Origin of the sequence: Segatella hominis (genome assembly GCF_019249725.2) — a bacterium.
GTDB lineage: Bacteria > Bacteroidota > Bacteroidia > Bacteroidales > Bacteroidaceae > Prevotella.
Genome location: NZ_CP137559.1, coordinates 554,075 through 580,022, shown reverse-complemented (window position 1 = coordinate 580,022; position 25,948 = coordinate 554,075). Strand labels below are relative to the sequence as shown.

At 44.1% G+C, this 25,948-nt stretch carries 18 protein-coding genes; 12 read left to right on the top strand and 6 right to left on the bottom strand.

Features of this window, described 5'->3' with window-relative positions; genetic code table 11:
• Positions 1 to 3: 3 nt before the first annotated feature.
• Together KUA50_RS02245 and KUA50_RS02240 are read right to left on the bottom strand one after the other, a co-directional pair.
• The gene (locus tag KUA50_RS02245) at positions 4 to 3,177 is read right to left on the bottom strand and encodes a SusC/RagA family TonB-linked outer membrane protein (protein WP_218457888.1); all 3,174 of its coding nucleotides are present in this window, start codon (positions 3,175 to 3,177) and stop codon (positions 4 to 6) included.
• A gap of 387 nt (positions 3,178 to 3,564) precedes the next feature.
• A complete protein-coding gene (locus KUA50_RS02240) occupies positions 3,565 to 4,476 on the bottom strand; it encodes an ATPase (RefSeq protein ID WP_218457887.1) in 912 nt (303 codons plus the stop codon).
• A gap of 197 nt (positions 4,477 to 4,673) precedes the next feature.
• Here KUA50_RS02240 and KUA50_RS02235 point away from each other — a divergent pair, with 197 nt between their 5' ends.
• The 5 genes from KUA50_RS02235 to KUA50_RS02215 all read left to right on the top strand — a co-directional run bounded on the left by KUA50_RS02235 (position 4,674) and on the right by KUA50_RS02215 (position 10,887).
• Entirely contained in the window at positions 4,674 to 7,070 is a 2,397-nt protein-coding gene (locus tag KUA50_RS02235) for a mechanosensitive ion channel domain-containing protein (RefSeq protein ID WP_218457886.1), read from the top strand.
• A gap of 26 nt (positions 7,071 to 7,096) precedes the next feature.
• Entirely contained in the window at positions 7,097 to 7,852 is a 756-nt protein-coding gene (kdsA, locus tag KUA50_RS02230; RefSeq protein ID WP_218457885.1) for a 3-deoxy-8-phosphooctulonate synthase, read from the top strand.
• A gap of 32 nt (positions 7,853 to 7,884) precedes the next feature.
• Positions 7,885 to 8,865: a KpsF/GutQ family sugar-phosphate isomerase gene (locus KUA50_RS02225; RefSeq protein ID WP_022110972.1), complete on the top strand. Its 981-nt coding sequence runs from the start codon at positions 7,885 to 7,887 to the stop codon at positions 8,863 to 8,865.
• Positions 8,866 to 8,964: 99 nt separating this feature from the next.
• A complete protein-coding gene (locus KUA50_RS02220; RefSeq protein WP_218457884.1) occupies positions 8,965 to 10,230 on the top strand; it encodes a phospholipase D-like domain-containing protein in 1,266 nt (421 codons plus the stop codon).
• A 33-nt stretch (positions 10,231 to 10,263) separates the two neighbouring features.
• A complete protein-coding gene (locus tag KUA50_RS02215; RefSeq protein ID WP_218457883.1) occupies positions 10,264 to 10,887 on the top strand; it encodes a response regulator transcription factor in 624 nt (207 codons plus the stop codon).
• A 142-nt stretch (positions 10,888 to 11,029) separates the two neighbouring features.
• Here KUA50_RS02215 and KUA50_RS02210 read toward each other — a convergent pair whose 3' ends face one another.
• A complete protein-coding gene (locus tag KUA50_RS02210) occupies positions 11,030 to 11,986 on the bottom strand; it encodes a LuxR C-terminal-related transcriptional regulator (RefSeq protein ID WP_218457882.1) in 957 nt (318 codons plus the stop codon).
• Between the two features lie 381 nt (positions 11,987 to 12,367).
• Here KUA50_RS02210 and KUA50_RS02205 point away from each other — a divergent pair, with 381 nt between their 5' ends.
• From KUA50_RS02205 to KUA50_RS02175, 7 genes are all read left to right on the top strand, one after another.
• The gene (locus KUA50_RS02205) at positions 12,368 to 13,669 is read left to right on the top strand and encodes a hypothetical protein (protein ID WP_218457881.1); all 1,302 of its coding nucleotides are present in this window, start codon (positions 12,368 to 12,370) and stop codon (positions 13,667 to 13,669) included.
• Between the two features lie 80 nt (positions 13,670 to 13,749).
• On the top strand, positions 13,750 to 15,003 hold the full coding sequence (locus tag KUA50_RS02200; RefSeq protein WP_218457880.1) for an imelysin family protein: 1,254 nt from the start codon (positions 13,750 to 13,752) through the stop codon (positions 15,001 to 15,003).
• Between the two features lie 105 nt (positions 15,004 to 15,108).
• A complete protein-coding gene (locus tag KUA50_RS02195; RefSeq protein ID WP_218457879.1) occupies positions 15,109 to 16,866 on the top strand; it encodes a di-heme oxidoredictase family protein in 1,758 nt (585 codons plus the stop codon).
• Between the two features lie 161 nt (positions 16,867 to 17,027).
• Positions 17,028 to 19,292, top strand: a complete 2,265-nt coding sequence (gene ccsA, locus KUA50_RS02190) for a cytochrome c biogenesis protein CcsA (protein ID WP_218457878.1) — start codon at positions 17,028 to 17,030, stop codon at positions 19,290 to 19,292.
• Between the two features lie 333 nt (positions 19,293 to 19,625).
• Complete coding sequence (gene hcp, locus KUA50_RS02185; protein WP_218457877.1) at positions 19,626 to 21,269, top strand: hydroxylamine reductase; 1,644 nt, start codon at positions 19,626 to 19,628, stop codon at positions 21,267 to 21,269.
• Between the two features lie 180 nt (positions 21,270 to 21,449).
• Positions 21,450 to 22,118: a Crp/Fnr family transcriptional regulator gene (locus tag KUA50_RS02180; protein WP_218457876.1), complete on the top strand. Its 669-nt coding sequence runs from the start codon at positions 21,450 to 21,452 to the stop codon at positions 22,116 to 22,118.
• A 90-nt stretch (positions 22,119 to 22,208) separates the two neighbouring features.
• Positions 22,209 to 23,123, top strand: coding sequence for a transglutaminase-like domain-containing protein (locus KUA50_RS02175; protein ID WP_256624352.1), 915 nt, complete (start codon positions 22,209 to 22,211; stop codon positions 23,121 to 23,123).
• A gap of 132 nt (positions 23,124 to 23,255) precedes the next feature.
• Here the strand turns inward: KUA50_RS02175 and KUA50_RS02170 are convergent, their stop codons facing one another.
• The 3 genes from KUA50_RS02170 to KUA50_RS02160 all read right to left on the bottom strand — a co-directional run bounded on the left by KUA50_RS02170 (position 23,256) and on the right by KUA50_RS02160 (position 25,942).
• Positions 23,256 to 23,957 (bottom strand): tRNA 2-thiocytidine biosynthesis TtcA family protein, encoded by a 702-nt coding sequence (locus tag KUA50_RS02170; protein WP_218457875.1) that lies wholly within the window; start codon positions 23,955 to 23,957, stop codon positions 23,256 to 23,258.
• A 101-nt stretch (positions 23,958 to 24,058) separates the two neighbouring features.
• A complete protein-coding gene (rny, locus tag KUA50_RS02165; RefSeq protein ID WP_218457874.1) occupies positions 24,059 to 25,594 on the bottom strand; it encodes a ribonuclease Y in 1,536 nt (511 codons plus the stop codon).
• A gap of 45 nt (positions 25,595 to 25,639) precedes the next feature.
• Entirely contained in the window at positions 25,640 to 25,942 is a 303-nt protein-coding gene (locus tag KUA50_RS02160) for a cell division protein ZapA (RefSeq protein ID WP_118116168.1), read from the bottom strand.
• Positions 25,943 to 25,948: the final 6 nt, after the last annotated feature.

The following is a 25,948-nucleotide window of genomic DNA, read 5'->3' as shown; positions in this document are numbered from 1 at the left end:
AAATTAGAACTTAAGATTCAAACCTACCATGAAGGTACGTGGACGTGGATAGTAACCCAAATCTACGCCTGATGCCCAACTGTTGACACCATAACCGATTTCTGGATCCATGCCGTCATACTTGGTAAAGGTAAACGCATTCTGAACCTGGAAGTACAAACGGGCCTGAGATACGAACTTCTGATGCAGAAGCTTAGCAAAGTCATAACCTAAGGTGATGTTGCTGATTCTCAGGAAGTCACCATCCTGGATAAAGAGGTCGGAGAACTGATAGTTCACATTGGTCTCTGTCACACGTGGATATTTGTTGGATGTTCCCTCACCTGTCCAGCGCTGCAGGATGGCTGAAGTGTAGTTGGCTGTCTTGGCACCTACATTGCGGTAGCTCTGAACGATGTCGTTGCCTACAGAACCGTTGGCGGTTACAGAGAAGTCGAGTCCCTTGTAGTCGAAACCGAATGAGAAACCATAGGTAAAGTCTGGCATACCATTGCCCAGGTTTACCTTGTCGGCATCATTGATGGTACCATCGTGGTTGACATCGTAATACTTCACATCGCCTGGTTTTACAGAAGATCCCTGAAGTACGCCATTGCCTGCTGCTACCCACTCGTCGATTTCTTTCTGGTTCTGGAAGATACCAGCGGTCTTGTAACCCCAGAAATAACCGATTGGTTCGTCATTGCTGCAACGGTAGAACTCGGTAGAGTTATCATAGAGCTGACCATTACCATCGGTACCATGAATGATACCATCTGATGTAGGGATGCTTCCCACCTTATTCTTATTATAGGCGCCGTTGACATTCACATAGTAGTTGAAATCTCTACCGATGTTGTCGCTCCAGCCCATACCGATTTCTATACCGGTATTCTCTACGTCACCTCCATTGAAATAAGGGGCTCCCGTACCGGCTGTGCCTGGGATAGGCTTAACCAGCAACCAGTCTTTGGTGGTCTTCTTATACCAGTCGATGTTGATATTCAACTTGCCCAGGAGGCGCAGATCCAAACCGAAGTCCAACTGCTCTGAAGTTTCCCACTTCACATTCTCGTTAGACAGACGGCTTTCGTAAGCACCATAGTAATTTGACTGTCCGTCAGCACCCAAAGCCGTACCGAAGTTATAGTAAGCACCCGATGTTGAGATAGGAGAAATAAACATCAGGTCGCCAATATTCTGGTTACCAACCTGTCCCCAGCTTGCACGCACCTTGGCATAATCAAGTACCTTGAGCAGAGGCTTCACCCATTTTTCATTGGTTACAATCCAACCGGCAGAAACAGAAGGGAAGTAGCCCCAGCGGTTGCCACGGGCAAACTTAGAAGAAGCATCGGCACGCAGGGTAGCTGTTGCCATATAGGTTTCCTTCCAGTTCCAGCTTACACGACCAAAGTAGCTCACCATGCGCTGTGACAGAGAAGGAGCACCGCTGGCACCCAGACCATCGGTAGCGGTGGCAGCAGTACCATTGCTTACATAAGCATGGTTCCAGTCGGCAAAGCCACTCTTCAGGGTGGCATTGGATGCACTTACGCCTACGCCATCAAAGCGCCAGGATTCCATACCTGCCAAGGCTGTGAAGCTATGCTCCTTCACCTTGAAGTCGTAAGACAGGGTGTTGGTCCAGGTCAACTGCCAGTTATGTCCCATATTCTGGTTCACACTGGTACGGTTGGCTGTGTTGTAACTATAGATAGAGAACTGATAGAGAGGAGTAAACGAACGGTAATCGCTTGCATAATATTCGTAACCTACTACGGTGCGATACTTCAAGTTCTTGATAGGCTCAATCTCCGCATACACATTACCGGTGAAACGGGCTGCATTCGTCTGATTGTTATTGTTCGTCATCATCAAGCCGTATGGGTTGCCATCGGCATTATACCAGTCGCTGTTGCTGGTATCATTAAAAGGAGAATCATACTTGTTGTTGTCGCTATATACAGGCGACAATGGAGAGGTATTGAAGGCACTGCGCAGAGAGTTGTTGTAAGCATTGCCCACACTGATACCCGTATTCTGGGTATAGATGAAACTGATCTGCTCACCCACCTTCAACCAGTCCTTCACCTTCCAGTCGGAATTGACACGGAAGTTGTAACGTTCATAATTGCTGACGTCCTTGCCGCCAACAATACCCTCCTGGTTCATATAACCCAGCGTCATGGCATAATTAGCTGTCTTGCTACCGCCATTTACACCTATATTATAAGAAGAAGTCTTGGCATTCTTCACAAACATCTGATCTACCCAGTCGGTATCAATCAAATCGCCATTGGCATCATAGATACTCTTGTATTTGCTCCAGTCGTAGGCGTTCTTACCCGAGTTGATGGCAGCCTCATCCAGAATAGTCATATACTCCCTGGCATTGAGCATATCAATGCTGCGTGGCTTGTTCTGCCAACCCACATAGCCGTCGAAGCTAACCACGGCACGGCCTTCCTTACCACCCTTGGTAGTAATCAGAACCACACCATTGGCCGACTGCGAACCATAGATGGCAGCCGATGCCGCATCCTTCAGCACATCAATGCTTTCGATATCGGCAGGATTCAGAGAAGCGATGTCACCACGTACACCATCAATGATGTAAAGCGGATCAGAACCACTCACGGTGCCCATACCACGGATGTTTACCTTCAAACCGGAACCCGGCTGACCGGATGTAGAAATGATGCTCATACCAGGAGTCTGTCCCTGGAGCGCCTGAAGCGGATTGGAAGTGTTCAACTTGGCGATGTCATCACCCTTCACGTTGATATTGGCACCCGTCACCAGCTTTTTCTTCTGAACACCATAACCCACGACGACGACCTCATCAAGAGATTGCTTATCCTCATTCAAGGTTACGTTGATTACAGAACCTGTGACCTTCACCTTTTGGGTGATAAAGCCCAGGTAAGAAACTTCGAGTGTTTGTCCATTCTTTGCTTCAATGGTAAAGTTACCATCCAGGTCAGTAACGACACCCGTCTTTGTACCCTGCACCATGACACTTGCACCAATCAATGGTTCATTGTCACTGCCAGAGATAACAGATCCCTTCACCGTCTGAGCATTGAGGACACCCGCTCCGATTCCTAACAGTGCCTGGAAAGCCAACATGATGGCTACCAGAGCAACTTTACAGAGCACTGGACTCTGCGAGAAATGTTGAGATGTTTTTCTCATAATTACTTAGGTTTTAAATTTAAATAAGTATAGGTTTATACCATGTTCTAATGTGATGATTTTTAGGATCATTAGGTCACTATAAAACACAGATGATTCCTTGTGATTATAATATATCGGTGGCAAAAGTACATAAAAAAGAAGCACACATTTGTATCTTTTGGTTAATAAATAGTGTATAAAATGTAATAAACTAAACAAATAAACATGTATTTTTCATTTAAAAGAAACAAATAAACATGAGAAGGAAATGAAAACGTACTCATCCAGAAAACAAAAAATAACATTAGATATAATTATTTTTGCGTGTGCACGCAGAAATTCTTGCTTGCCCACGCAAAAATAAAAGCCCTAGGCCATCCTGAAAATCAAGCAACTATTGAGTGATCAACTTTTTGGGGAATTAGACGAATGATAGCGAATCAAACCTTCCATAGGAGACCTCATAATTACTCCCATTTTCATTCCAGTTTCTTCCATTGCAGCCAAGATAAACTTCTGAAAATAGAAAGCAATACTGCCTACAAATCCAACAGCATCTTCTGCCAAGGAATAAGAACATAAAATATGAGAAACAAAATCACGATACACCTGAACCAACATCTCTTTCAAGAGTTTATACTCCTCATCCGTTAATCCAACCTTAGCATCAGCCTTACTTTGAAGTAATTCACCGACAAACGTAGAGATGGAAGCCAGGAAACGATTAGCTAAAGGTTGTCGATAAACCCTATCAATAATACCAGCATAGTCCATACCTGCCCACGCAAAGAATCTTTCCTTTACAGCAGCCATGACAGGTTCACGCAAAATCAATCTGAGGAAAGCCTTTCCTATTGCAGTACCACTACCCTCATCACCCAGGATATAACCCAACGGAGGAACTCCCCGAACAATATTTACTCCATCATAGAAACAGCTGTTGGAACCCGTTCCCAAGATGACAGCCACACCTTGCTCTCTGCCCAACAAAGCACGGGCAGCACCCAACATATCACTCTCCGCTATACAAGATGCTCCAGGAAAAGAAGTATGAAGCAATGCCTCCATCTTCGGTTTCATGGCATCAGTAATTCCGCTACCATAGAAAAAGACCATCAGCGGACCTGCCAATGCTTCACCTATTTTATTTGAAAGAGGAACTTTCACATCCTCATCCAAAATTCGGAGAATCTCATCCTCATGAAGATGATAAGGATTCAATCCCTGCGACTGGCAGGTTATCAGAACACGACCATCAGTTTCCACCAAGTTCCAATCAGTTTTTGTACTGCCACTATCAGCTATCAAATACAACATACTTATATGATTAATTTGAATATTTCACTTACTATAATAATACGACAAGCACCCATATTCTAAATTCATCAGGCACTTTCTCTATGCAAAATTAAGAAAAGAAACAAATATTACCAAACAAAAGACGAAAAAGTTTATCGATTATTTTGCATTATCTCTGATTTTGAGTAACTTTGCACTCAAATATGAAATTTGTTATGAAAAAGAAAATTCTGTTTATCCTTTTATTGTTGGTTGTGTGTTTATTGCCAACTCATGCCGTGCTGAAGGAAGCTAACCTCGACACGACACTCTTCATGCTTCGTACAGAATTGACACAATACCACATAGACCTGGAAAAGCAGAACAGAATGGCGAAGGCTCAGCAGCAAGCTGTCATCAAAGAGCTTATTCATATCATGATGCAAGCAGACCAGAACTCCATTATGCTCTATTCACAAAGAAATGGTTATATATTTGACTTGACCTATGCCTGCAACGAAGCTACAGAACAGTTCAGAAAATTTAAGTCTAAAGCAGCCCCATTCCGCAATATGATCAACCAAAATAATATTGAGGTGGCACGGTTTGACTCGCTCATCAACTATCTCTACGGCATGAACACCATATTCATGACCAAGGAAGCCCAAGTGAATCGCAATGTGGATCTGACCCTTGCTGTTAATATCAGGAGGCAACTGATAGAAAAGCAACAGCAACTCAACGAATACATCAAGGCATACGATGTAACCGACAAAAAGCTGAAAGCTCTCAACGACTATGCCAATATCAGATATTCCGAAATACAAACCAGCATCTTCAATAATGGAGGAGAAAACTATTTCAAGATATTAGGCAACTTAGGCAACAACTATAGAGAAGCAAAAAGTTCAGTCACCGAGAAATACAAGCCAGCACCAGATATGATGTCACAATGGGATGTACGCATCATCTTCATTCTTTTCGGCATCATCATTTTCTATGGACTCATTTCCGTCTTCCTCAACTTGCTGACCATTCGTTGTCTGATGACTTTCCTCATCAAGAAAGGATGGTTTGAAAGCATCAAGGAGAGTTTCATGGCCAAGCGTCCATGTATCATCATGGCAATGACCGTTGTTACCTTTGCTGCTATTTTAGGGATTATTAGAATGATTACCAAGCAGAATTTCATCATCATGGCAAGCGATTTGCTGGTAGAATTTTCCTGGTTGGTGGGTGTTATTCTCATCTCTCTCCTACTCCGTGTAGGCAATGACCAGATCAAGAGTGCTTTCCGCATCTATTCTCCATTGATGCTGATAGGCTTCTTCGTCATTACGTTCCGTATTATCCTGATTCCAAACGATTTGGTCAACTTCATATTTCCACCTATTCTGTTGCTTTGCACTTTATGGCAGTGGAATGTCATACAAAGACACAACAAGAAAGTACCACGTCTGGACATGATTTACACATGGATATCACTGGCAGTATTCACCGTCAGTACATTCTGTTCGTGGATTGGTTTTACCCTGCTTGCCGTACAGATCATCATCTGGTGGATGATGCAGCTTACCTGTATTCTAAGTATCACCTGTATCAAAGACTGGCTGGGGGTATATGCAGAGCGCAAGAATTTAAAGCACAAACCTATTACAGACAAGTGGTTCTTCCGCTTTATCAATAAGGTGGCTTTACCTGTAGCCGGTGTATTCTCATTTATTATTGCCATCTACTGGGCGGCAGCGGTATTCAACATGAGCGACACAACCTGGATGATTTTCAACAAGCATTATATCGACAGTGAGAATTTCTCGGCCTCTCTATACAGTTTAAGTCTTGTAGCATGCCTCTACTTCCTGTTCAACTATCTGAATATCACAACCACCGATATCATGCGCCATCATTTCGAGAAGTCTGATCCGACGTCTGCAGCTTCCAAGATTATGATGTTCAAGAATGTGCTGCAGGTAGTGGTCTGGGGCATCTGGCTGATGATAGCTCTCACAATATTCCATGTAGGCAAATCCTGGTTATTGGCCATCTTCGCAGGTTTATCAACGGGTCTGGGTTTTGCATCGAAAGACATCTTGGAGAACATCTACTATGGCGTTTCCCTCATGATGGGTCGCGTGAAAGTTGGCGACTACATCATTTGTGAAGGAACCCGTGGACGCGTAAGCAGTATCAGCTATACTTCCACGATGCTGGAGGCTACAGACGGCTCCGTCATAGCATTCCAGAACTCTCAACTCTTTGCCAAGAACTACAAAAATATGACCCGAAATCATGGTTATGAGTTGGACATATTAGAAGTAGGTGTGGCATATGGTACCAACGTAAAAGAAGTTAAGAAAATACTCATTGAGGCACTCAACAAACTCGATTGCATCTATCATGAAAAAGGTGTACGCATCGTTTTGAAGAGTTTTGATGACAACTGTATCACGCTTAAGATATTGGTATGGGTCAACGTACTCACACAGTATGCAGACGATGGTATCATCATGGAATGCATTTACGATACACTCAACGAGCACAATATTGAGATTCCTTTCCCACAACGTGAAATAACAATCAAGAACGTAACGACAGAGGAATTAGGAGTCAAGAAACAAGAGTTAGGAGATTAAAATTAGATACTTTAAAATAATAAGATATGGCAACAACATTTATAGCAGGTCCATGCGTCATTGAATCCATGGAGTTACTGGAAACAGTAGCCCAGGAGTTGGTACGCATCAACCAGGAGTTGGGAACAGACATCATATTTAAGTCATCATTTGACAAGGCCAACCGCACATCTATCCACTCTTTCCGTGGACCAGGCATAGAAAAAGGCTTGCAGATGCTCGGGGACATCAAGGAGAAATACGGCTTACGCGTACTCACGGATATTCACGAGAGCTATCAGGCAGAAGCTGCAGGTGAGGTATGCGATGTACTTCAGATTCCAGCTTTCCTCTGCCGTCAGACCGACCTTTTAGTAGCAGCAGCAAAGACCGGTAAAATTGTTAACATCAAGAAGGCTCAATTCTTGAGCGGAAGAGATATGCGCTATCCTGTAGAGAAAGCTCTGGATAGTGGTGCCAAGGAAGTATGGCTTACAGAACGCGGCAACTGTTTCGGATACAATAATCTTGTAGTTGATTTCCGTAACATTCCAGATATGAAGGAGATTGTACCTAATGTCATCATGGACTGTACCCATAGCGTACAACGCCCAAGTGCAGGTGACGGAAAAACCGTTGGAGACCGTAAGTTCGTACCAGCCATGGCTAAAGCAGCTAAAGCATTCGGTGCTACAGGCTATTTCTTTGAAGTACACCCTGACCCAGACCATGGAAAAAGCGATGCCGCTAACATGTTGGAACTGGACAAGCTTGAAGCATTAATCGCAGACCTATTGGCTTAGCACATAACATTTCAGTTTAAGAATCATCAATCATGACAGAAAAGAACAACCATATAGAGGACAAAACCGTCCGTGCCTATGGTGAACAGGCACTTCGAGAAGAGGCACAGGCCATTCTTGACCAAATCCCTTTCCTGGACGAGAACTTCGAAAAAGCAGTTGACATGATGTACAACTGCCAGGGAAAAATCATCGTAACCGGTGTAGGCAAAAGTGGACATGTAGGAGCTAAAATAGCAGCTACACTTGCATCAACCGGAACACCAGCTTTCTATATCAACCCACTCGATGTATATCATGGCGATTTGGGTGTCATGACAGATAAGGATGTGGTATTAGCTTTGAGTAATAGCGGTCAGACAGACGAATTGCTCCGATTCATTCCTATGGTTCTTCACATGAACATCCCGATCATTTCCATAACAGGTAATCCGAAATCACTGTTGGCAAAATACTCCAACTTTCATATCACAGTAAAGGTAAAGAAGGAAGCGTGCCCATTAAACCTCGCTCCAACAAGCAGCACAACAGCAGCTCTTGCCATGGGTGATGCCTTGGCTATTGCGCTGATGCAGGTGCGCCATTTCCAACCTCGTGATTTTGCGCAATTCCATCCAGGCGGTGAGTTAGGAAAACGATTGCTGACAACAGCAGAGGATGTCATGCGAAGCGACGATTTGCCTATTATTCCTAAGGAAATGCATCTCGGTGAAGCTATCATCCATGTAAGTAAGGGCAAATTAGGATTAGGAATATCGCTCGATGAGGACAAGAAGGTCATCGGATTGATTACCGATGGTGACATCCGTCGTGCGATGGAAAAATGGCAGGCAGAATTCTTCAACAAGACTGTGAGCGACATCATGACAACTACTCCGAAGATGGTAAATCCAAACACCAAAATCTCCGAGATACAACGCATCATGCACAAGTACAAGGTTCATACTGTACTCGTAGTAGATCAGGAAAACCATCTCATGGGAATCGTCGATCATTATGCTTGTATGGTATAAGGGATTTATGCACAGATTACACGGATTTTTTACGCGGGGATTCCTTTTGTGAGGGATTCTTTCATGGATTATTGATTTTAGAGGTTATTGATTAATAAGATGAGATATTTATTATTCATTGCGACTTTGTGGCTGTCTTGTTCGCTGTGCAGCGCACAGACAAGCGATTCATTGATCGTCAATCAGCTTCGCGGGAAAGGCATCCGCTTTTCTCACGATAATTCTGTTACACTTCTGATGAGCGGTCAGGAGAAATTTGATGATATGTTCCAGGCTATCCGACAGGCCAAACATAGCGTACACTTGGAATACTTCAACTTCAGAAACGATAGTATTGCCGGACTTCTTTTTGATCTGCTTGGCGAGAAAGTCAAGGAAGGTGTCAAGGTAAGGGCACTCTATGATGGTTTCGGAAATGCTTCCAACAATCAACCGCTCAGAAAGAAGCACCTCAAAAAAATACGCAATATGGGCATCGAGATTTATGAATATAAACCGATGAAATTCCCATGGGTACATGGAGTGTTCAACCGTGATCACCGAAAGATTGTAGTCATCGACGGACAAATCGCCTATACAGGTGGCATGAACGTTGCCGACTATTATATAAAAGGTACAAAAGTTGTAGGTGAATGGCACGACATGCATTGCCGCATTGATGGTAGTGAAGTGAATACCCTGCAGAAAATCTTCCTCAAGATGTGGAACAAAGTAAGTGGACAAAACATACATGGTGCAGAATACTATCGGGCAGCCAAAAAGGAATATCTGGTAGAGAATCTGAAACCAGACACTACCGCAACAGCCTATCATAAGATGGTGGGCATCATCAACCGTGAACCACACATTTCCAAGGACATCATCCGATACTTCTACGTGAATGCCATCAATGATGCCCAAGACAGTATCAAAATCATCAGTCCCTACTTCACTTTAAGCCGCAAATTGAAGAAAGCATTAAAGAATGCGGTAAAACGAGGAGTGAAGGTTGAGATTATGCTCAGTACAAGGAGTGATATACCGCTGACACCCGACTGTGGATTTTATAATGCCCATAAGTTGATGAAAGAAGGTTGCAATATCTGGATGTACACCCCGGGCTTCCATCATACCAAGATTATCATGGTAGATGGCAGATTCTGTACAGTGGGCAGCGCCAACCTCAATGCGAGAAGTCTTCGTTGGGATTATGAGGAAAATGCAGTTATCATCGACCCACATACAACCCGCCAGCTTGTAGATCTCTTCGATGGCGAGAAGAAAGATAGTTTCCTGCTCAATGAGAAAAATTGGCGGGAATGGAGAACAGGCTGGCAAAGATTCAAAGGATGGTTTGCAGCCAAACTGCTGACACCTTTTTTATAAATTCCTAACAAGGAGAAAAAACAGAGATATAGAATGAAAGAAGAAATGAAGAAACAACAAATTGGCAGACAAATACCAGCGTTTGCTATAGTAGAAAGCAACACGTTGGCAGTAATGGGACTCAGGCAATTGCTCGAGTCTGCCATCCCCTCTGCACAAATTCAGGCATTTGGCACATTTGGTGAATTGCAAGCTTCCAATCCAGAGCATTTCATCCACTTTTTTGTATCTATGCATATTGTACTCGCTAATCGAAATTTCTTCTTGAATTTTAAACATAAGACCATCGTCCTCACTCCCAGCAATGATCCTATGTCACAACTGAATGATTTCCATTGTCTTTGCGTCAATGTATCAGAAGGAATACTCATCAAAGAACTCATCAGTTTACAAAAAAAAGGACATCCTCATGGAGAGTATTTGCCAGAAACATTGGAGCATACACAGGAAAAAACACTCACCGACCGGGAAATTGAGGTACTTTCATTGGTGGCAAAAGGAAAGATTAACAAAGAAATTGCCGACCTCCTATGTATCGGATTGACAACTGTGATAACACATCGAAAGAATATTCAAGAAAAATTAGGTATCAAATCGGTATCTGCTCTTACCATTTATGCTGTCATGCACGGTTTTGTGGATATCAATCATATATAAGCCATCATTATAAGTAGGTATCAACTGTAAAAGAGACAATAAAGCCTCCCATCATTTTTTTGATAGGAGGCTTTATTGTATATCTTCAATACCTAAAAATAGGGATCGTAAGAATCTATCCAAGAGCTTTCTATTGAAAGAATTATAGTTTGACCGTTGAAATATCTACGAGATTATTCACTATCGCATAGATGGTAAGACCTGCTGGTGAATGAATCTGAAGCTTTCGTGCTATATTTCTTCGATGCGTAATCACTGTATTAATAGAGATATAGAGATGATCAGCTATCTCCTTATTGGTCATACCTTGAACCAAAGCTACAATGACATCCTTCTCGCGATCACTCAACTGTTCGTCATTCTGTGGAGTCTGGGATATCATATTAGAAATCTTCGCACTTACATCATTCTGTTTCAACTTCCGTTCTGCATTTCTTACGGCAGGAATAAAGATTTCTTCCTCCACTTCAGAGTGGTGCCTGAGCCATTCCTCATTATTGTATATATCATAAAGTGTAGCACTTAGCTGATTATTGTGCAACCCATCAGAAGGAAGATATTTGATGATGATATTTTTTAATTCCTTAAGCTTCTGGTCCACCTGAACATGATGCTTGGAGAACGTTTCTATATTGAAATCAGCAAGTGGATTACTCTCTATAAGTGACTGTACATAAGGGAATACCGACTTTTCCTCATACTTCATGTGATTGATGATACTATGAGCATATTCATCATAAAGTTTGAGGATGAGACGCGCTAAATTGTCATTTTCATCCAAAGCCTCAACCAATTCCTTACGGATGAAAGGTAATTGAAAATCAATGTAATAAGCATGAGAAGCCTTGAGATAATGCAACAAAGTTGACAAGGACAAACGTTCAGCATTATCATATTCCTTATACCCATTCATAGCGTAGTTAACTACAGCCAAGAAAGTATAAGTATCCACTCCCTGTTCCGCGCATACCTCTTCTACCGTCTTGTCGCCGAATCCCAGATTGATGCCGAAGCTACCAAGACTCTGCAAGATGTTATAATTGTCTCTAATGATGCTGATCATCTTATCATCAGCTTCATACATCTTTTGATTTTTCATCTTTGTCACCTATTTTGAAAACATTCATAATGTCAAGTATCCCAACAGCAAAACTCTCATTCTGCTATTCGGCGGCAAAGATACAAAAAAACTCTGAAACATGCAATACCTAAAAATGGGGATGCTAAAGTTTACCGATTTTTAGGTATTGCAAGTTTTTTTAAAACTCCGTACCTTTGCACCCGAAATCAGAATAGTGCGGTGATGCTTGCCACTCCCGAGTGGATAGTGCTGTGTTCCTATTATATATAAGGATAACCCACTTGAAGTCGAGACCGCAAGCAGACAACCGCACTTTTCCTTTTTTGTCCGTTCCAGCTCTATATATTAGGTTAGGATGATAAGGAAAAAGATTATAAAGATAACAAAATAAATAAATAAATGAACAATTTAAGAATTGGATTCATGTCTGCTGCCTTGATTGCCGGCTTGGCCAGTGCAAACGCACAGACAGTTGCTGCTGACAGTGTTATGCAGCACGTAAATGGTAAACGACTTAGCGTCGGAGGATATGGAGAGGTAGCTCTGAGTCGCAACTTCTATAGCGACCACGTGAGCCGTTACAGTTTGGCAGATGAGCACAAAAAAGATCCAAGTCATGGTCGTTTTGATATTCCTCATGCAGTTATCTATTTAGGTTACGACTTCGGAAAGGGTTGGACTATGGGTACCGAGATTGAGTTTGAGCATGGTGGCGTAGGAATGGCCTATGAGAAAGAAGATGAAGAAGGTGGCGAATGGGAACAGGAAGTAGAAAAAGGCGGAGAGGTCGAACTCGAACAGTTCTGGATTCAGAAGTCATTCGGTCGTTGGGCAAACATCAAGGCTGGTCACATCGTTGTTCCCGTTGGTTTGAACAACGCTTACCATGAGCCATTGAATTTCTTCACTGTTTATCGTCCTGAAGGTGAGAATACGGTTCTTCCAAGCACCTGGCATCAGACAGGTGTCAGTTTCTGGGGTAAGACAAAGGGCTGGAGATATGAATTGCAATTCCTGGCAGGCTTGAACTCTGACAACTTTACCAACACAGGTTGGATCAATAAGGGACCAGGCACTCCTACCGAAGGTGAAATTGCAACAAAATATGGTACAGCCCTCCGTATCGACAACTACTGCATCAAGGGCTTACGCATCGGTCTGAGCGGATACTATGGTCATGCCATCGGCAACTCTTATCCAAACAACAAGGATGGAGCAGAATCTAAGTACAAAGGTGTGGTAGCTATCGGAGCCATCGACTTCACATACAATAATTATAACTGGATTGTACGCGGTCAGGCAGACTATGGTTACCTGAGTGATGCAAAACAGTTGAAGTACTTTACTAATCGTCTAAATGGTCTCTCTCCATTCCATCACTCTGCATTTGTCAGCAAGAATGCTTTTGCCTATGGTATCGAGGCAGGATATAATATCTTCTCACAAATTGAGAAACTCCGTCAGGACAACCAGAAACTGTATCTCTTTGGACGTTATGAGCACTATAATCCATATGCTTCCAAAACCAAAAATACATCATACGACTACACAAACGTACAGCGTATGGCAGTTGGTATCAATTACTATCCTGTGAAACAGATTGTAGTGAAGGCAGAATATTCACATCGCTTCCTGAAGAGCCAGTACAACAATGAGCCAGCCATCAACATCGGTGTGGCTTATGAAGGATGGTTTCTCTAAAGATTCTCACAGAAGAACTTAATATAAAGTGATTGAAACATAGAAACAAACATATCAATAACAAAATATTTATATAAAAAATGAAAAAGGTTTTTAAAAGTGCAGTAATGCTCATGGCAGCTTTCATGTTGCCATTAGGTTTCACTTCATGCAGCAGTGATGATGATCCTGTAGAGAACAATGACTTTACAAACAAGGAGTATGGTCAGGATGCCATGGATGCCTGCGATGAACTTTGCAATGCGCTCCGTGCAGCTTACAGCAAAGTAAACAACGCAAATTTGAGTGCAGATCAGGAAACATACCTGAAGAATGTATGTGCTAACGCTGTAGACAATACCATCCAGCCAACATACAAGTCACTGGCTGACGCTGTAGAGAAGTTGCACACAGCTCTTCCTAAGAGTGTAGATACCAACAACCTGACTCAGGAGAACATCAACAATGCCTGCGAAGCTTTCAAGGAAGCACGTGCCTTGTGGGAGAAGAGCGAGGCTTTCCTCGGTGGTGCAGCATCAGACTTCGATATTGACCCACACATCGACTCATGGCCATTGAACCGTACACTCCTCCACAGCTACTTTGCTACAGGCAAGTATAGTGATGATGCGCTTGAGGATGCTTCTATCCTTGGTTTCCATGCACTTGAGTTTATCCTCTTCCGTGATGGACAGCCACGTAAGGTTGCAGAGTTCAAGGGAAACGATACCTACAAAGGCTTTACAGACGTAAAGGGTTCTGAGGAATTGAAGTATGCCGAGGCTGTTATCGAGGACTTGGTAAATCACGTATATGAGCTGGAGGTAGCATGGTCTGAGAATCCTAACGAATCTCGCCTCGCAGCAGTAAAGGCAGCAGGTCTTGAGTACCTGACAGACAAAAACCAGTCTTACGCAGCCAACCTGAAGAATGCAGGCAACAATTCTATCAGTAAGTTTGCAACACTGAAGGCAGCCATCCAGCAGCTTCTCTCTTTGGAGGAAGGTTCAGCATGGGGCATCTCTAACGAGGTAGGTACAGCCAAGATTGCCAACCCATTCCAGGCTGGTGATATCAGCTACGTAGAGTCTCCATATAGCTACAACTCTATCACCGACTTCCAGAACAACATCCGTTCTATCGAGAACTTGTGGTATGGTGGAACTAATGGTACAAGCTCTAATGCTAAGTATAGCTTCCATCAGTTCTTCAAGGATAATGCATCTGCAGAAGGTCAGCGTGTAGAGACAGCTATCGCTAATGCTATCAGCAAGATTGGTGGTATGCCTTACCCATTCGTTAAGTATGTAAGTACCGTTTGGGGTAAGAAATTTGATGAAGTTAACCCAGAGTAATCTTGGGTAAACAAACATACAGGAAGCATCTCACCATACTCTTTTTGGTGAGATGCTATTCTGCGTAAAACGAGAAAATAAAACATTATAAAACAAAATAACATTATGATTTATCAAAGAATTAGCAAAATGTTATTGCTCGGCTTGCTTGTATTGCCATTGGCATCCTGCTCTGACGATAACAGTGTTGTAAACAATGACAAGTTAAATGGTGACTCTCAGTTTGGTAAGGCAAACGATGTTTTTGACGCCTCAGAATGGTATCCAGGTGGTGAACTTGGTACAGACGAAGGCATGAGCTATTCGGCCGAAACTCCAGCTACCACCAATCAGGGATTGTCAACCAGTTTCAACAAAGGTGAGGATTTCTTCGAGCACCTTTACACCATCACAGAGGCTCCACGTAAGGGTCTTGGCCCAGCTTGGGTTCGCAGCAGCTGTATTCACTGCCATCCAAACTATGGTCATGGAAAGTTCCAGAACCAGTATCAGGCAGACCAGTTTGGTAACGGCTACCTACTTGTTATTTATCACCCTACAGCAGGTACTACCGCTGACGGAAAGGCTTATGCGGCTAACAGTTACATTTCTGAGGTAACAGGTATGCCACAGACCAAGGCTATGACTCCATTCTCTGCTCCTATCGACGAGAAGCAGATTAACATCCAGTGGAATGAGGTTACAACCATGCCTAGCGGTTTGGCTATGAAGTTCCCTAAGGATGGCGAGGCTTTTGCTTTGCAGTATCCAGAGGTTACCATCCCTCAGTCTGCATTCAATACCAATCCTAAGCCAGACAACTATGAAGTACGTTTGGAATCAACCATCGGTATCTATGGTACAGGCTTGCTTGATGCCATCGACCAGGATGATATGAAGAAAGTTTATCAGAATGAGGCGAAATACGTAGAATTGAATCCAGGCATGTGGGACAAGACTGCTAACGATTGGGCTTCAGGTGCCTGGTACACGTTGGCAGATGGAACCAAGAAGGTGAAGAAGTTTACCTATGCCATGACCCGTGCTTCCCTACAGGATGGTGCAGGTGCCAATGCCATCTGGAACATTACCAACGTAACACGTTCCGACCGTCATTACCTCTATACCACTCCAGCTTGGGCAAAGTATCAGAGCGAAGACCCAGAAGTAATCAGTTATATCAAGAAGCATGGTGCTGACGAATCTTCTGTACTCCACCCATACTATGCAGATGGAACTGACGAAGGTATCAAGGAGAGAGTAAACGAGATTCTGAGCTGTAACAATGCAGCCAAGTCAGCTACTTTCGAGAAATACCTTTTGAAGGGTGCTCCATACAATGGCGAGGAAGAAATGAGCGACAAGGATTACTATGACTTCATGGTATGGCATCGTGGTCTGGCAGTTCCTGCAGCTCGTAACCTCGACAACGCACAGGTTCAGGAAGGCAAGAAGCTCTTCACCCAGTGGGGTTGCGCTACTTGCCACAAGCCATCATGGAAGACTGGTTCTGACAACTATTGGGTAGATAATGCTATCAAGGCTTACGCTAAGAGCATTGGTCAGGATCCTAACACCATGTTGCCAAAGTATCCAAACCAGACTATTTATCCATACACCGATTTGGTACAGCACCGTCTGTTCATGGCTAACGACATCCGCACAGGATGGTGCCGCACTACTCCACTCTGGGGACGTGGTTTGTCAAGCATGTTGACTGGTCGCAGCGACCGTTTGCACGACTGCCGTGCCCGCAACGTAGTAGAGTCTATCATGTGGCACTGCTATGACAAACGCAGTGATGCTTACAACTCAGCACTCAACTTCTACAATGCAACCAAGGAAGAGCGTGATGCTGTAGTGGCATTCATCAATGCTATCTAAGCCTTTACAAGAAGAAACAAAAATAAGAAAAGCTGCCAGGCTATCAAAAGCATTTGGCAGCTTTTTTTATCAGAACCTCTAAATATACGTATAAAATCTTGCTCGTCTCCGAATAATATCGTAATTTTGCAGCGGAAATTCTATCAAGGTTCCAACTAAGTATGGTTAAAAAGATTATATTCATTCTTTACATTCTTGTGCTCGTATGCATGGCTGCCGCCACCATCGTGGAAAAAAGCCAGGGCACAGATTATGCCCATGCCCACTACTATGGGGCATGGTGGTTCATTCTTATCTGGGCAGTACTTGCTGCCCTCGGTGCTTTCTACATCATCAAAAGAAAAGTGAAGTGCGCTTCTACATTGGCACTCCATCTCTCCTTCATCATCATCCTTGCCGGGGCATTGCTCACACATATATCGGCTAAACGGGGCATGATTCATCTGCGCATCGGTCAGCCTACAGATACTTATATGGCTCAGGATGAAGAGCAGGGTATGAAGGAAGAGAAACTCCCTTTCTCGCTCTGCCTGCAAAAGTTTGAAGCGAAGATGCACGATGGAACCAACGCCGTGGCTGACTATTCTTCAAAATTCACCGTAATAGACGGAGATGATAAGAGCGAAGGCGAAGTTTCGATGAACAACATCTATTCCCACCGGTCATACCGTCTTTATCAGTCATCTTACGATGAAGACGGTAAGGGAAGTGTGCTCGCTATCAATGCCGATCCATACGGCATACCAGTCACCTATACTGGCTATGCGCTGCTCTTCATCTCCCTCGTATGGATGCTCTTCGACCCTAAGGGCGGTTATCGCAAACTACTGAAGAGTCCTTTGCTCAAGAAGGGAGCCTTGATGACAGCACTCATCCTTAGCATGGGCAATATACAGACACTGTATGCAGAATCTGCAACAGGCAATCTCCAAAATGCTGTATTGCCAAAGGAAACTGCTGAGAAGTTTGGCGAGCTTCATATTCTCTACAACGACCGCATCTGTCCGGTACAGACCTTTGCCCTCGATTTCTGCAAGAAGATATATGGAGCCAGGAGCTATCAGGGATTGACTGCAGAACAGGTACTCTCTGGTTGGGTATTTTATGGAAATACTTGGGCAAACGAGCCTTTCATTAAGATCAAGAGCGGAGAAATGAAAACGGCGATGAATCTGCCAGACTATGCTTCGCTCAATACTTTCTTCAATCGTGAGATGGGTGGCTATACCATCGGACAGTATGTTCAGGAATACTACAATGGTCAGCAGGACAAGTTCCATCAGCAAGCCGCTGATATCGACAGCAAAATACAAATCATCATGGAATTGCGGGAAGGTATCTCATTGAAAGTTCTTCCTTACACCTTCACCAAGAACGTGAAAGCTACCAAGGATCATCCTTTCATCAAGGCGGGTACCACCACCTGGTTTTCACCGGTGGATAAGTTGCCGCAAGCCGTAGAGCAGCAGCATGCACTCTATATCAAGAACGTATTCTCCCTGCTGAATGGCGATGTAAAGGCAGGAAATATCAGCCGTGTAAATGAGTTCTTCGTCAAGATGAAGAAATATCAGGAGGTTAGTAGCGGTAATTCGCTACCAACAGCTACACAGTATAAGGCAGAACGCATCAATAATGCCTTTCCTTTTGCCACCATTCTCTTCATGGCAAACCTCACATTGGGCTTCATTGCCCTCTTCTACACCATCTATCGCATGACGAAGAAGAGAGAAATCAAGGCATTGAACATCGCTTTGCCTATCTTGCTTGGCGTATCCTTCCTTGCATTAACCTTCGGATTGGCATTGAGATGGATTATCAGCGGCAACATACCTATGTCTAACGGATATGAAAGTATGTTGACTGTAGCCTGGTTCGTGATGCTTATCAGTATTCTGATGCAGTTGCGCATCCGCATCGTCATGGTATTCGGCTTCCTGATTTCAGGATTCTTCCTTCTGGTAAGCCATATCAACCAGATGGATCCTGCTATCGGACAGATGATGCCGGTATTGAACAGTCCGTTACTCAGCATCCATGTCAGCATCATCATGATGAGCTATGCTCTGCTATCCTTGACTTTCATCTGTGGCATCATGGGTATCTGCCTTCGCTCTCATGGCGAAGAGCTTCAGGCACTGAGCCGCATCTTCCTATACCCTGCCCTCACCACGATGGGATTCGGCATCTTCATCGGAGCCATCTGGGCTAACGTGAGCTGGGGTAATTACTGGAGTTGGGATAGCAAGGAGACGTGGGCGCTCATCACCTTTATGATATATGCCGTGGTAGTGCATACGCAGAGTCTACCGATTTTCCGCAAGCCGCTGGTGTATCACATCTACATCACCCTAGCCTTCCTGAGTATCGCCATGACCTACTTCGGTGTGAACTATTTCCTCACGGGCATGCACTCGTATGCATAGCCCGTCAGAAGACAGAATATATTTAGTCTTAAGGCAAAATTTATTTTCCCTTAAGGATATTTTTATTTTCCCTTAAGGATATTTTTATTTTCCCTTAAGGATAAATATATGATGGTGTTGACATCAATCTAATCAAGAAGTATTCCGGACTAACCCAGGAACAGATAGAAAAAATCCATTCCCCCACACTCTTTTTATGTTTTTTTAATACCCTACGGTCACAATTGTTACCATAGGATCGTTTTTTAAGCCGTAATTTTGCAGCCGGAAACCAGGAATGGCAGATTGCCGCCTGGAAGAAAACATTAAAATAACTCATTAATTTATAGCAATATGGCAGAAAACAAGATGTTCTGTTTCCAGTGTCAGGAAACAGCTAAGGGTACAGGCTGTACCATCAAGGGTGTTTGCGGTAAGGAGGCTACAACTTCCAAGTGGCAGGATCTGCTGCTCAGCGTGGTTCGTGGCATAGGAACCATACAGCATAGCATAGGCGAAGAGCCGACACCAGAGGTAACCCATTTCCTCACGGATGCACTCTTCACCACCATCACCAACGCCAACTTCAACGACCAGGATATCCTGCAAAAGGTAGATAAGGGCATCGTACTGAAGAAACAGCTGCTGCAAAAGGCGGCAAGCATGAATATCCACCTCCCTGCCTATCAGGAGGTAACCTGGGGTGGCGAGAAGACAGACTATGAGGCAGAGAGCACCCGTGAATCCGTGCTCCGCCACGAGAATGCAGATATCCGCTCGCTCAAGGAACTCACCATGCTCGGCCTGAAGGGTATGGCGGCATACTACGAGCACGCAGCCCATCTGGGAGAAGAGAACAGCGAGATCATCAGCTTCATGTGCCGTGCACTCGCCACCATCAGTAACCCTGATGCTGATATGAACACGCTGCTGGGCGTAGTGCTCGAAACAGGAAAGTACGGCGTGGATGTGATGGCACTTCTCGACAAGGCCAACACCCAGGCATACGGTAATCCGGAACTCACCAGAGTGAACATCGGCACAGGCAGCAATCCGGGCATCCTCATCTCCGGTCACGACCTGAAGGATATAGAAGATCTCCTCATCCAGACCGAAGGCACGGGCATCGACGTCTATACCCATGGCGAGATGCTTCCTGCCCACTACTATCCGCAGCTCAAGAAGTACAAGCATCTGGTGGGCAACTACGGCAATGCGTGGTGGAAACAGAAGGAGGAATTCGAGAGCTTCAACGGTCCTATAGTCTTCACCACCAACTGCATCGTACCGCCATCGCCATCGGCAGGCTACAGGAACCGCGTCTTCACCACCAACTCTACCGGTTTCCCTGGCTGGAAGCATATCCAGGCGGGTGCCGACGGCCACAAGGACTTCTCCGAGGTGATTGCGCTTGCCAAGACCTGCCAGCCACCTAGGGAGATAGAGACAGGCGAGATCATCGGCGGTTTTGCGCATGCTCAGGTTTTTGCCCTGGCAGACAAGATAGTAGAGGCAGTGAAGAGCGGAGCCATCCGCAAGTTTGTGGTGATGAGTGGCTGCGATGGCAGGATGAAGAGCCGCAACTACTACGAGGAGTTTGCCAAGGCGCTGCCTCAGGATGTAGTGATACTCACCAGCGGCTGTGCCAAGTTCAAGTACAACAAGCTCAATCTGGGCGACATCAACGGCATTCCTCGTGTGCTGGATGCCGGTCAGTGCAACGACTCCTATTCCTGGGCGGTTGTGGCATTGAAGCTGAAGGAGATCTTTGGAGCCAGCGACATCAACGAACTTCCTATCTTCTTCAATATTGCCTGGTACGAGCAGAAGGCTGTCATCGTACTTCTTGCCCTGCTGCATCTGGGCGTAAAGAACATCCATCTGGGTCCTACGCTCCCAGCCTTCTGTTCACCAGCAGTACTGAAGGTTCTGGTAGATACCTTTGGCATTGCCGGAAACGGAACGGTAGAAGAGGACATCAAAAAATATATAGGATAAGAACAACAGCTACTGAGTTAAGGGAGAATCTGTAAAACTCGGGGAAAAAATCAAAAGATAAGTTTTCATGTTTAAAAGGCACTTTGCAATAACACTCTCGATAGTGTTGCAAAGTGCCTTATTTTTTGAGCGAACAATAAATCGGGGGAAAATGCGTTATTGAATATAAAACTTAAATGTATGAAAGAATCAATATTCGTTACCTTGCAGAAATGTACGGTGTTTGAGGGATTTACCTCTGAGGAAATCAGAGGGGCGCTATCGATGGTAAGCTACCGGATGGTGGAGCTTGCTGCCAGGGAAACCTATGTGCTGGCAGGAATGCCCTGCAGATATGCCAACATCATCGTCGAGGGGGAGATGATAGCCCGCATGTCGGGATTGTCGGGCAAACAGGCCCAGATAGAGCGGCTAGGAGAATCGATGCTGATAGCCCCTGCCTATATCTTCGCACATAATAACGAGATGCCCGTAAGCGTGGAGACAAGTAGGAAGACTACCCTCCTGCGCATGAGGCCTTCGGAACTGAAACTGCTGATAGATACCGACGAGCGCATACGCTGGAACTTCATCCAGCACCTGTCAAGGATAGATATCTTCCTTTCGCAGAAAATGCGCATGCTCTCCCTTTTCTCCGTCAAGGAGAAGGTGGCGCAATACCTCATCAAGATGGCCACCGAACAGCAGAGCAGAACCATCCGGCTGGATGTCAGCCGACAGGAAATGGCGGATATCTTCGGTATCCAGAAGTTCTCGCTCCTCCGCTGCCTGTCCGAATTCGAGAAGAAGGGTGCCATCAGGATTGATGGCAAGACCATCACCATACTCAACTCGGATGACATGAAATAAGAAGCAAGAATGAACATTGTAGACTACATCCTGGTTGCTGGGGATAACATATCCCCAGAGCATAAATGAAATAACTAATAGAATAAAAAAATGAAGAAAAAAATGAAGAAAAAAATCAAGTTGGTTGGCTGGAGCATCCTAGGAATCCTGCTCATAGCTGTAGCAACATTACTGTTGGCACGCTTTGTTTTCAATAAACAAGTGGAAGCTTATCTTTGCAATTCGCTGAAGAATGAAATGGTAGAAAAATTAAAAGACGCTGGCAAATATGTACCAGATACTACGTCCTATCATTTTGCATATCAGAAAGATTCTGTCCAATCACAAAAAATCCGTGAATATTTCAAACTCGATACAGTTGTATCTTCCACAATGCCAACATGGGACAAGGCCATTTCACTGGCACGTTTTGTAGCGGAAAACATTCCTCATGCCAATCAAAAGATTTATCCTAAGAGACGTAATGCTGTAGATCTCTGGAAATACACTCGATCGATAGAGCCTGCATTCAACTGTCGATTACACTCCATCCTCTTACACGAACTATTGCTGTCTGAGGGTATTGTAAACCGCTTTGTAACTTGTCATCCCGCAGATTCCGAGGATTCCGACTGCCATGTTGTTAACCTGGTGTGGCTGCCAGAATTACAGAAATGGGCTATGCTAGACTCGGATATGAAAGCTTGGGCAGAAGATGAAAAAGGCACTCCACTTTCTCTTACAGAAATGCGTGAGCGATATATTGACGGCAGAGAAATCGTTTACCGTCCTCTCTTGAATTCAGATAATGATTTTGTTTATTACAGGGCATATTGGGCAAAAAACTTATACTGGTTTGATACTTGGGAGACAACAGGCTATGGTCGCGAAGATAATAATCCTGCTTATCGAAACAAGAATCGCCATATCGTGCTTGTTCCTTCTGGATTCAAAGGTTTTGAACTTCCCGACCATTCAGTACTGACAACAGATGCTTCACGTTTCTGGGCAGCTCCCCAAAATTAGTAACTGCCATTTACTAGATCTACCCCAGGAACAAATACAATAGGCTTCGATGGCAAATGAAGCCAGTTTCATTGTCCAACGAAAGTACTTTCATGTCAACATGAAAGTACTTTCGTTTTTTCAGCAATTCTACTATATTTTATTCACAAAAACAGAGCGCCAAAGACTGTAGCGGGCTTCGGGGTTCATCTGCTCCAACTGCTGGAAGATAGCCTGCATATCAGCACGACGAGTAGTCTCTTCGTAAGGACACAATGTTTTCTGCTTGCTGAAATGTAATTCCTCGGCAACCAGCCTGATATCAGCTTCATGAACCAGACAGAGAGGACGGATAATAGTTAGCGGATAATGCTTTAAAGAAAGACTGGGTTGCATCGTAGAATGTGAACCCTCAAAGGTAATATTCATCAGAAGCGTTACAAGAATATCATCCATGTGATGACCCAGAGCTATCTTGTTAAACCCTTGGCTCACCGCAAACTCGAAGAGCGTCTTGCGGCGGTTCCAGGCACAGAGGAAGCAACGGGTCTTGCGGGGGTCGGTGGATTCATCGAAGGAACTATGCAGGATATGGAGCTTGATGCCATTCTCTGCACAGAATGCCTGGAGATAAGAACGGTCGGTTTCGTAAGGAATGTTATCCATGATGATATGCGCCGCCTCTACCTCAATATGCGGCTTAAAAATACGAGAACGTTGTGCAAGTAAACGAACAAGTTCCAGAGAATCCTTTCCACCACTCAAAGCAATCAGAATGCGATCACCATCTTCCAGAAGATGATAATCCACACAACCTTTATTGAACTGTTTTAAAACCTTACGTTCCACCATCATAACTTCAAATTTAATAAGATGTAAATGAACATTTAAGATATAAAAAGCCGCTGCCCAAAAGAACAGCGGCTTTGTATCTTAATCAATATACTTAGCTTTCATTATTTAGCATAAGCAACGCTACGAACCTCGCGGATGACAGTAATCTTCACCTGACCAGGATATGTCATCTCATTCTGAATCTTGGTTGCAATCTCATCAGAAAGTTTTGTACTCTCATCATCAGACATCTTGTCTGCACCCACAATCACACGAAGTTCACGACCAGCCTGAATAGCATAAGTCTTGGTTACACCTGGGTAGCTCATTGCGATAGCTTCAAGGTCATTCAGACGCTTGATATAAGCCTCAACAATCTCACGACGGGCACCAGGACGGGCACCAGAGATGGCATCACAGACCTGAACAATAGGAGCCAAGAGCGTATTCATCTCCATTTCATCATGGTGAGCACCGATGGCATTGCAGATATCTGGTTTCTCCTTATACTTTTCAGCAATCTTAGCACCATACAATGCGTGTGGCAATTCACTCTCCTCATCAGGCACCTTACCAATATCATGTAAGAGACCAGCACGCTTAGCCTTCTTAGGATTCAATCCCAACTCAGAAGCCATTACAGCACAGAGATTGGCTGTCTCACGAGCATGCTGTAAGAGGTTCTGTCCGTATGAAGAACGATATTTCATCTTACCGATAATACGAATCAACTCTGGATGTAAACCATGAATACCCAGGTCAATAGCAGTACGCTTACCCGTTTCGATAATCTCATTCTCCAACTGCTTCTTCACCTTAGCCACAACTTCCTCAATACGAGCAGGATGAATACGTCCATCAGCAACCAACTGGTGGAGAGCCAAGCGACAAACTTCACGACGGATCGGATCGAAAGCTGAAATAACGATAGCCTCAGGAGTATCATCAACAACGATTTCAACACCAGTAGCTGCCTCTAAGGCACGGATATTACGACCTTCACGACCGATAATACGTCCCTTCACCTCATCATTATCAATATGGAAGACACTAACGGAATTCTCTATAGCAGTTTCCGTAGCCACACGTTGGATGGTCTGGATTACAATCTTCTTAGCCTGCTGGTTGGCATTCAGTTTAGCATCATCCATGATTTCATTGATATAACTTGCAGCATCCAGTTTAGCCTGATCTTTCAGACTTTCCACCAGTCGCTGTTTCGCTTCCTCAGCACTCAAACCAGAGAGTTCCTCCAGTTTAGCCTGCTCCATCTTCTGCATCTTCTCGAGTTCCTGCTGCTTGACGGTGAGGAGTTTTTTCTCATTGTCAATACGCTGCTGGTTCTGCTCCACTTCCTGTTTGCGACGACCCAGTTCTTCCTGGCGCTGATTGAGAGAAATCTCACGCTGCTTGAGCTTGTTTTCACTCTGCTGGATACGGGAATTACGCTGTTGCACTTCCTTCTCCAACTCAGCCTTCTTGTTCAGGAATTTTTCCTTTACCTCAAGAAGTTTTTTCTCTTTAACTACCTCAGCCTCTTTATTGGCTGCTTCTATCATTTCATTATATTTTCCCTTAATAACATAACGGAAAATGAAAAACCCTGCAGCTCCACCTAAGATAAGAGCCACAAGAGCGGCGATAATTATTTCTACCATTTATATATTAATTATGTATTTATAGAACATTCTTTCTAACATGCATCATGATTTTAATGCATCTTCTATTTCGGCAGTCAGCTTTTTGAGAAGATCATCATAAGGTTCGGTATCATTGCGCCCAACCTCTTTCTCATATCTCAAGGCAATATCAATAAGCGCCATATAGAGGATTTCCTTGTCGCTTTTTCTTCCCTTGAAAATTTTATTATATGAATTGACAATATCATCAATCAGTTTTCCAGACTTACGATAATATTCTTCATCCTCTCTGGGAATTCTCACAGAGAGGTCTGTGTCATAGACATGTAATCTAATCAATAATTTCTCTTCACCTTGATCTGCCATAACGCT

Coding starts and splice junctions, on each gene's coding strand:
- KUA50_RS02245 (WP_218457888.1), bottom strand. CDS start 3,177: ATGAGAAAAACATCTCAACATTTCTCGCAGAGTCCAGTGCTCTGTAAA.
- KUA50_RS02240 (WP_218457887.1), bottom strand. CDS start 4,476: ATGTTGTATTTGATAGCTGATAGTGGCAGTACAAAAACTGATTGGAAC.
- KUA50_RS02235 (WP_218457886.1), top strand. CDS start 4,674: ATGAAAAAGAAAATTCTGTTTATCCTTTTATTGTTGGTTGTGTGTTTA.
- kdsA (WP_218457885.1), top strand. CDS start 7,097: ATGGCAACAACATTTATAGCAGGTCCATGCGTCATTGAATCCATGGAG.
- KUA50_RS02225 (WP_022110972.1), top strand. CDS start 7,885: ATGACAGAAAAGAACAACCATATAGAGGACAAAACCGTCCGTGCCTAT.
- KUA50_RS02220 (WP_218457884.1), top strand. CDS start 8,965: ATGAGATATTTATTATTCATTGCGACTTTGTGGCTGTCTTGTTCGCTG.
- KUA50_RS02215 (WP_218457883.1), top strand. CDS start 10,264: ATGAAAGAAGAAATGAAGAAACAACAAATTGGCAGACAAATACCAGCG.
- KUA50_RS02210 (WP_218457882.1), bottom strand. CDS start 11,986: ATGAAAAATCAAAAGATGTATGAAGCTGATGATAAGATGATCAGCATC.
- KUA50_RS02205 (WP_218457881.1), top strand. CDS start 12,368: ATGAACAATTTAAGAATTGGATTCATGTCTGCTGCCTTGATTGCCGGC.
- KUA50_RS02200 (WP_218457880.1), top strand. CDS start 13,750: ATGAAAAAGGTTTTTAAAAGTGCAGTAATGCTCATGGCAGCTTTCATG.
- KUA50_RS02195 (WP_218457879.1), top strand. CDS start 15,109: ATGATTTATCAAAGAATTAGCAAAATGTTATTGCTCGGCTTGCTTGTA.
- ccsA (WP_218457878.1), top strand. CDS start 17,028: ATGGTTAAAAAGATTATATTCATTCTTTACATTCTTGTGCTCGTATGC.
- hcp (WP_218457877.1), top strand. CDS start 19,626: ATGGCAGAAAACAAGATGTTCTGTTTCCAGTGTCAGGAAACAGCTAAG.
- KUA50_RS02180 (WP_218457876.1), top strand. CDS start 21,450: ATGAAAGAATCAATATTCGTTACCTTGCAGAAATGTACGGTGTTTGAG.
- KUA50_RS02175 (WP_256624352.1), top strand. CDS start 22,209: ATGAAGAAAAAAATGAAGAAAAAAATCAAGTTGGTTGGCTGGAGCATC.
- KUA50_RS02170 (WP_218457875.1), bottom strand. CDS start 23,957: ATGATGGTGGAACGTAAGGTTTTAAAACAGTTCAATAAAGGTTGTGTG.
- rny (WP_218457874.1), bottom strand. CDS start 25,594: ATGGTAGAAATAATTATCGCCGCTCTTGTGGCTCTTATCTTAGGTGGA.
- KUA50_RS02160 (WP_118116168.1), bottom strand. CDS start 25,942: ATGGCAGATCAAGGTGAAGAGAAATTATTGATTAGATTACATGTCTAT.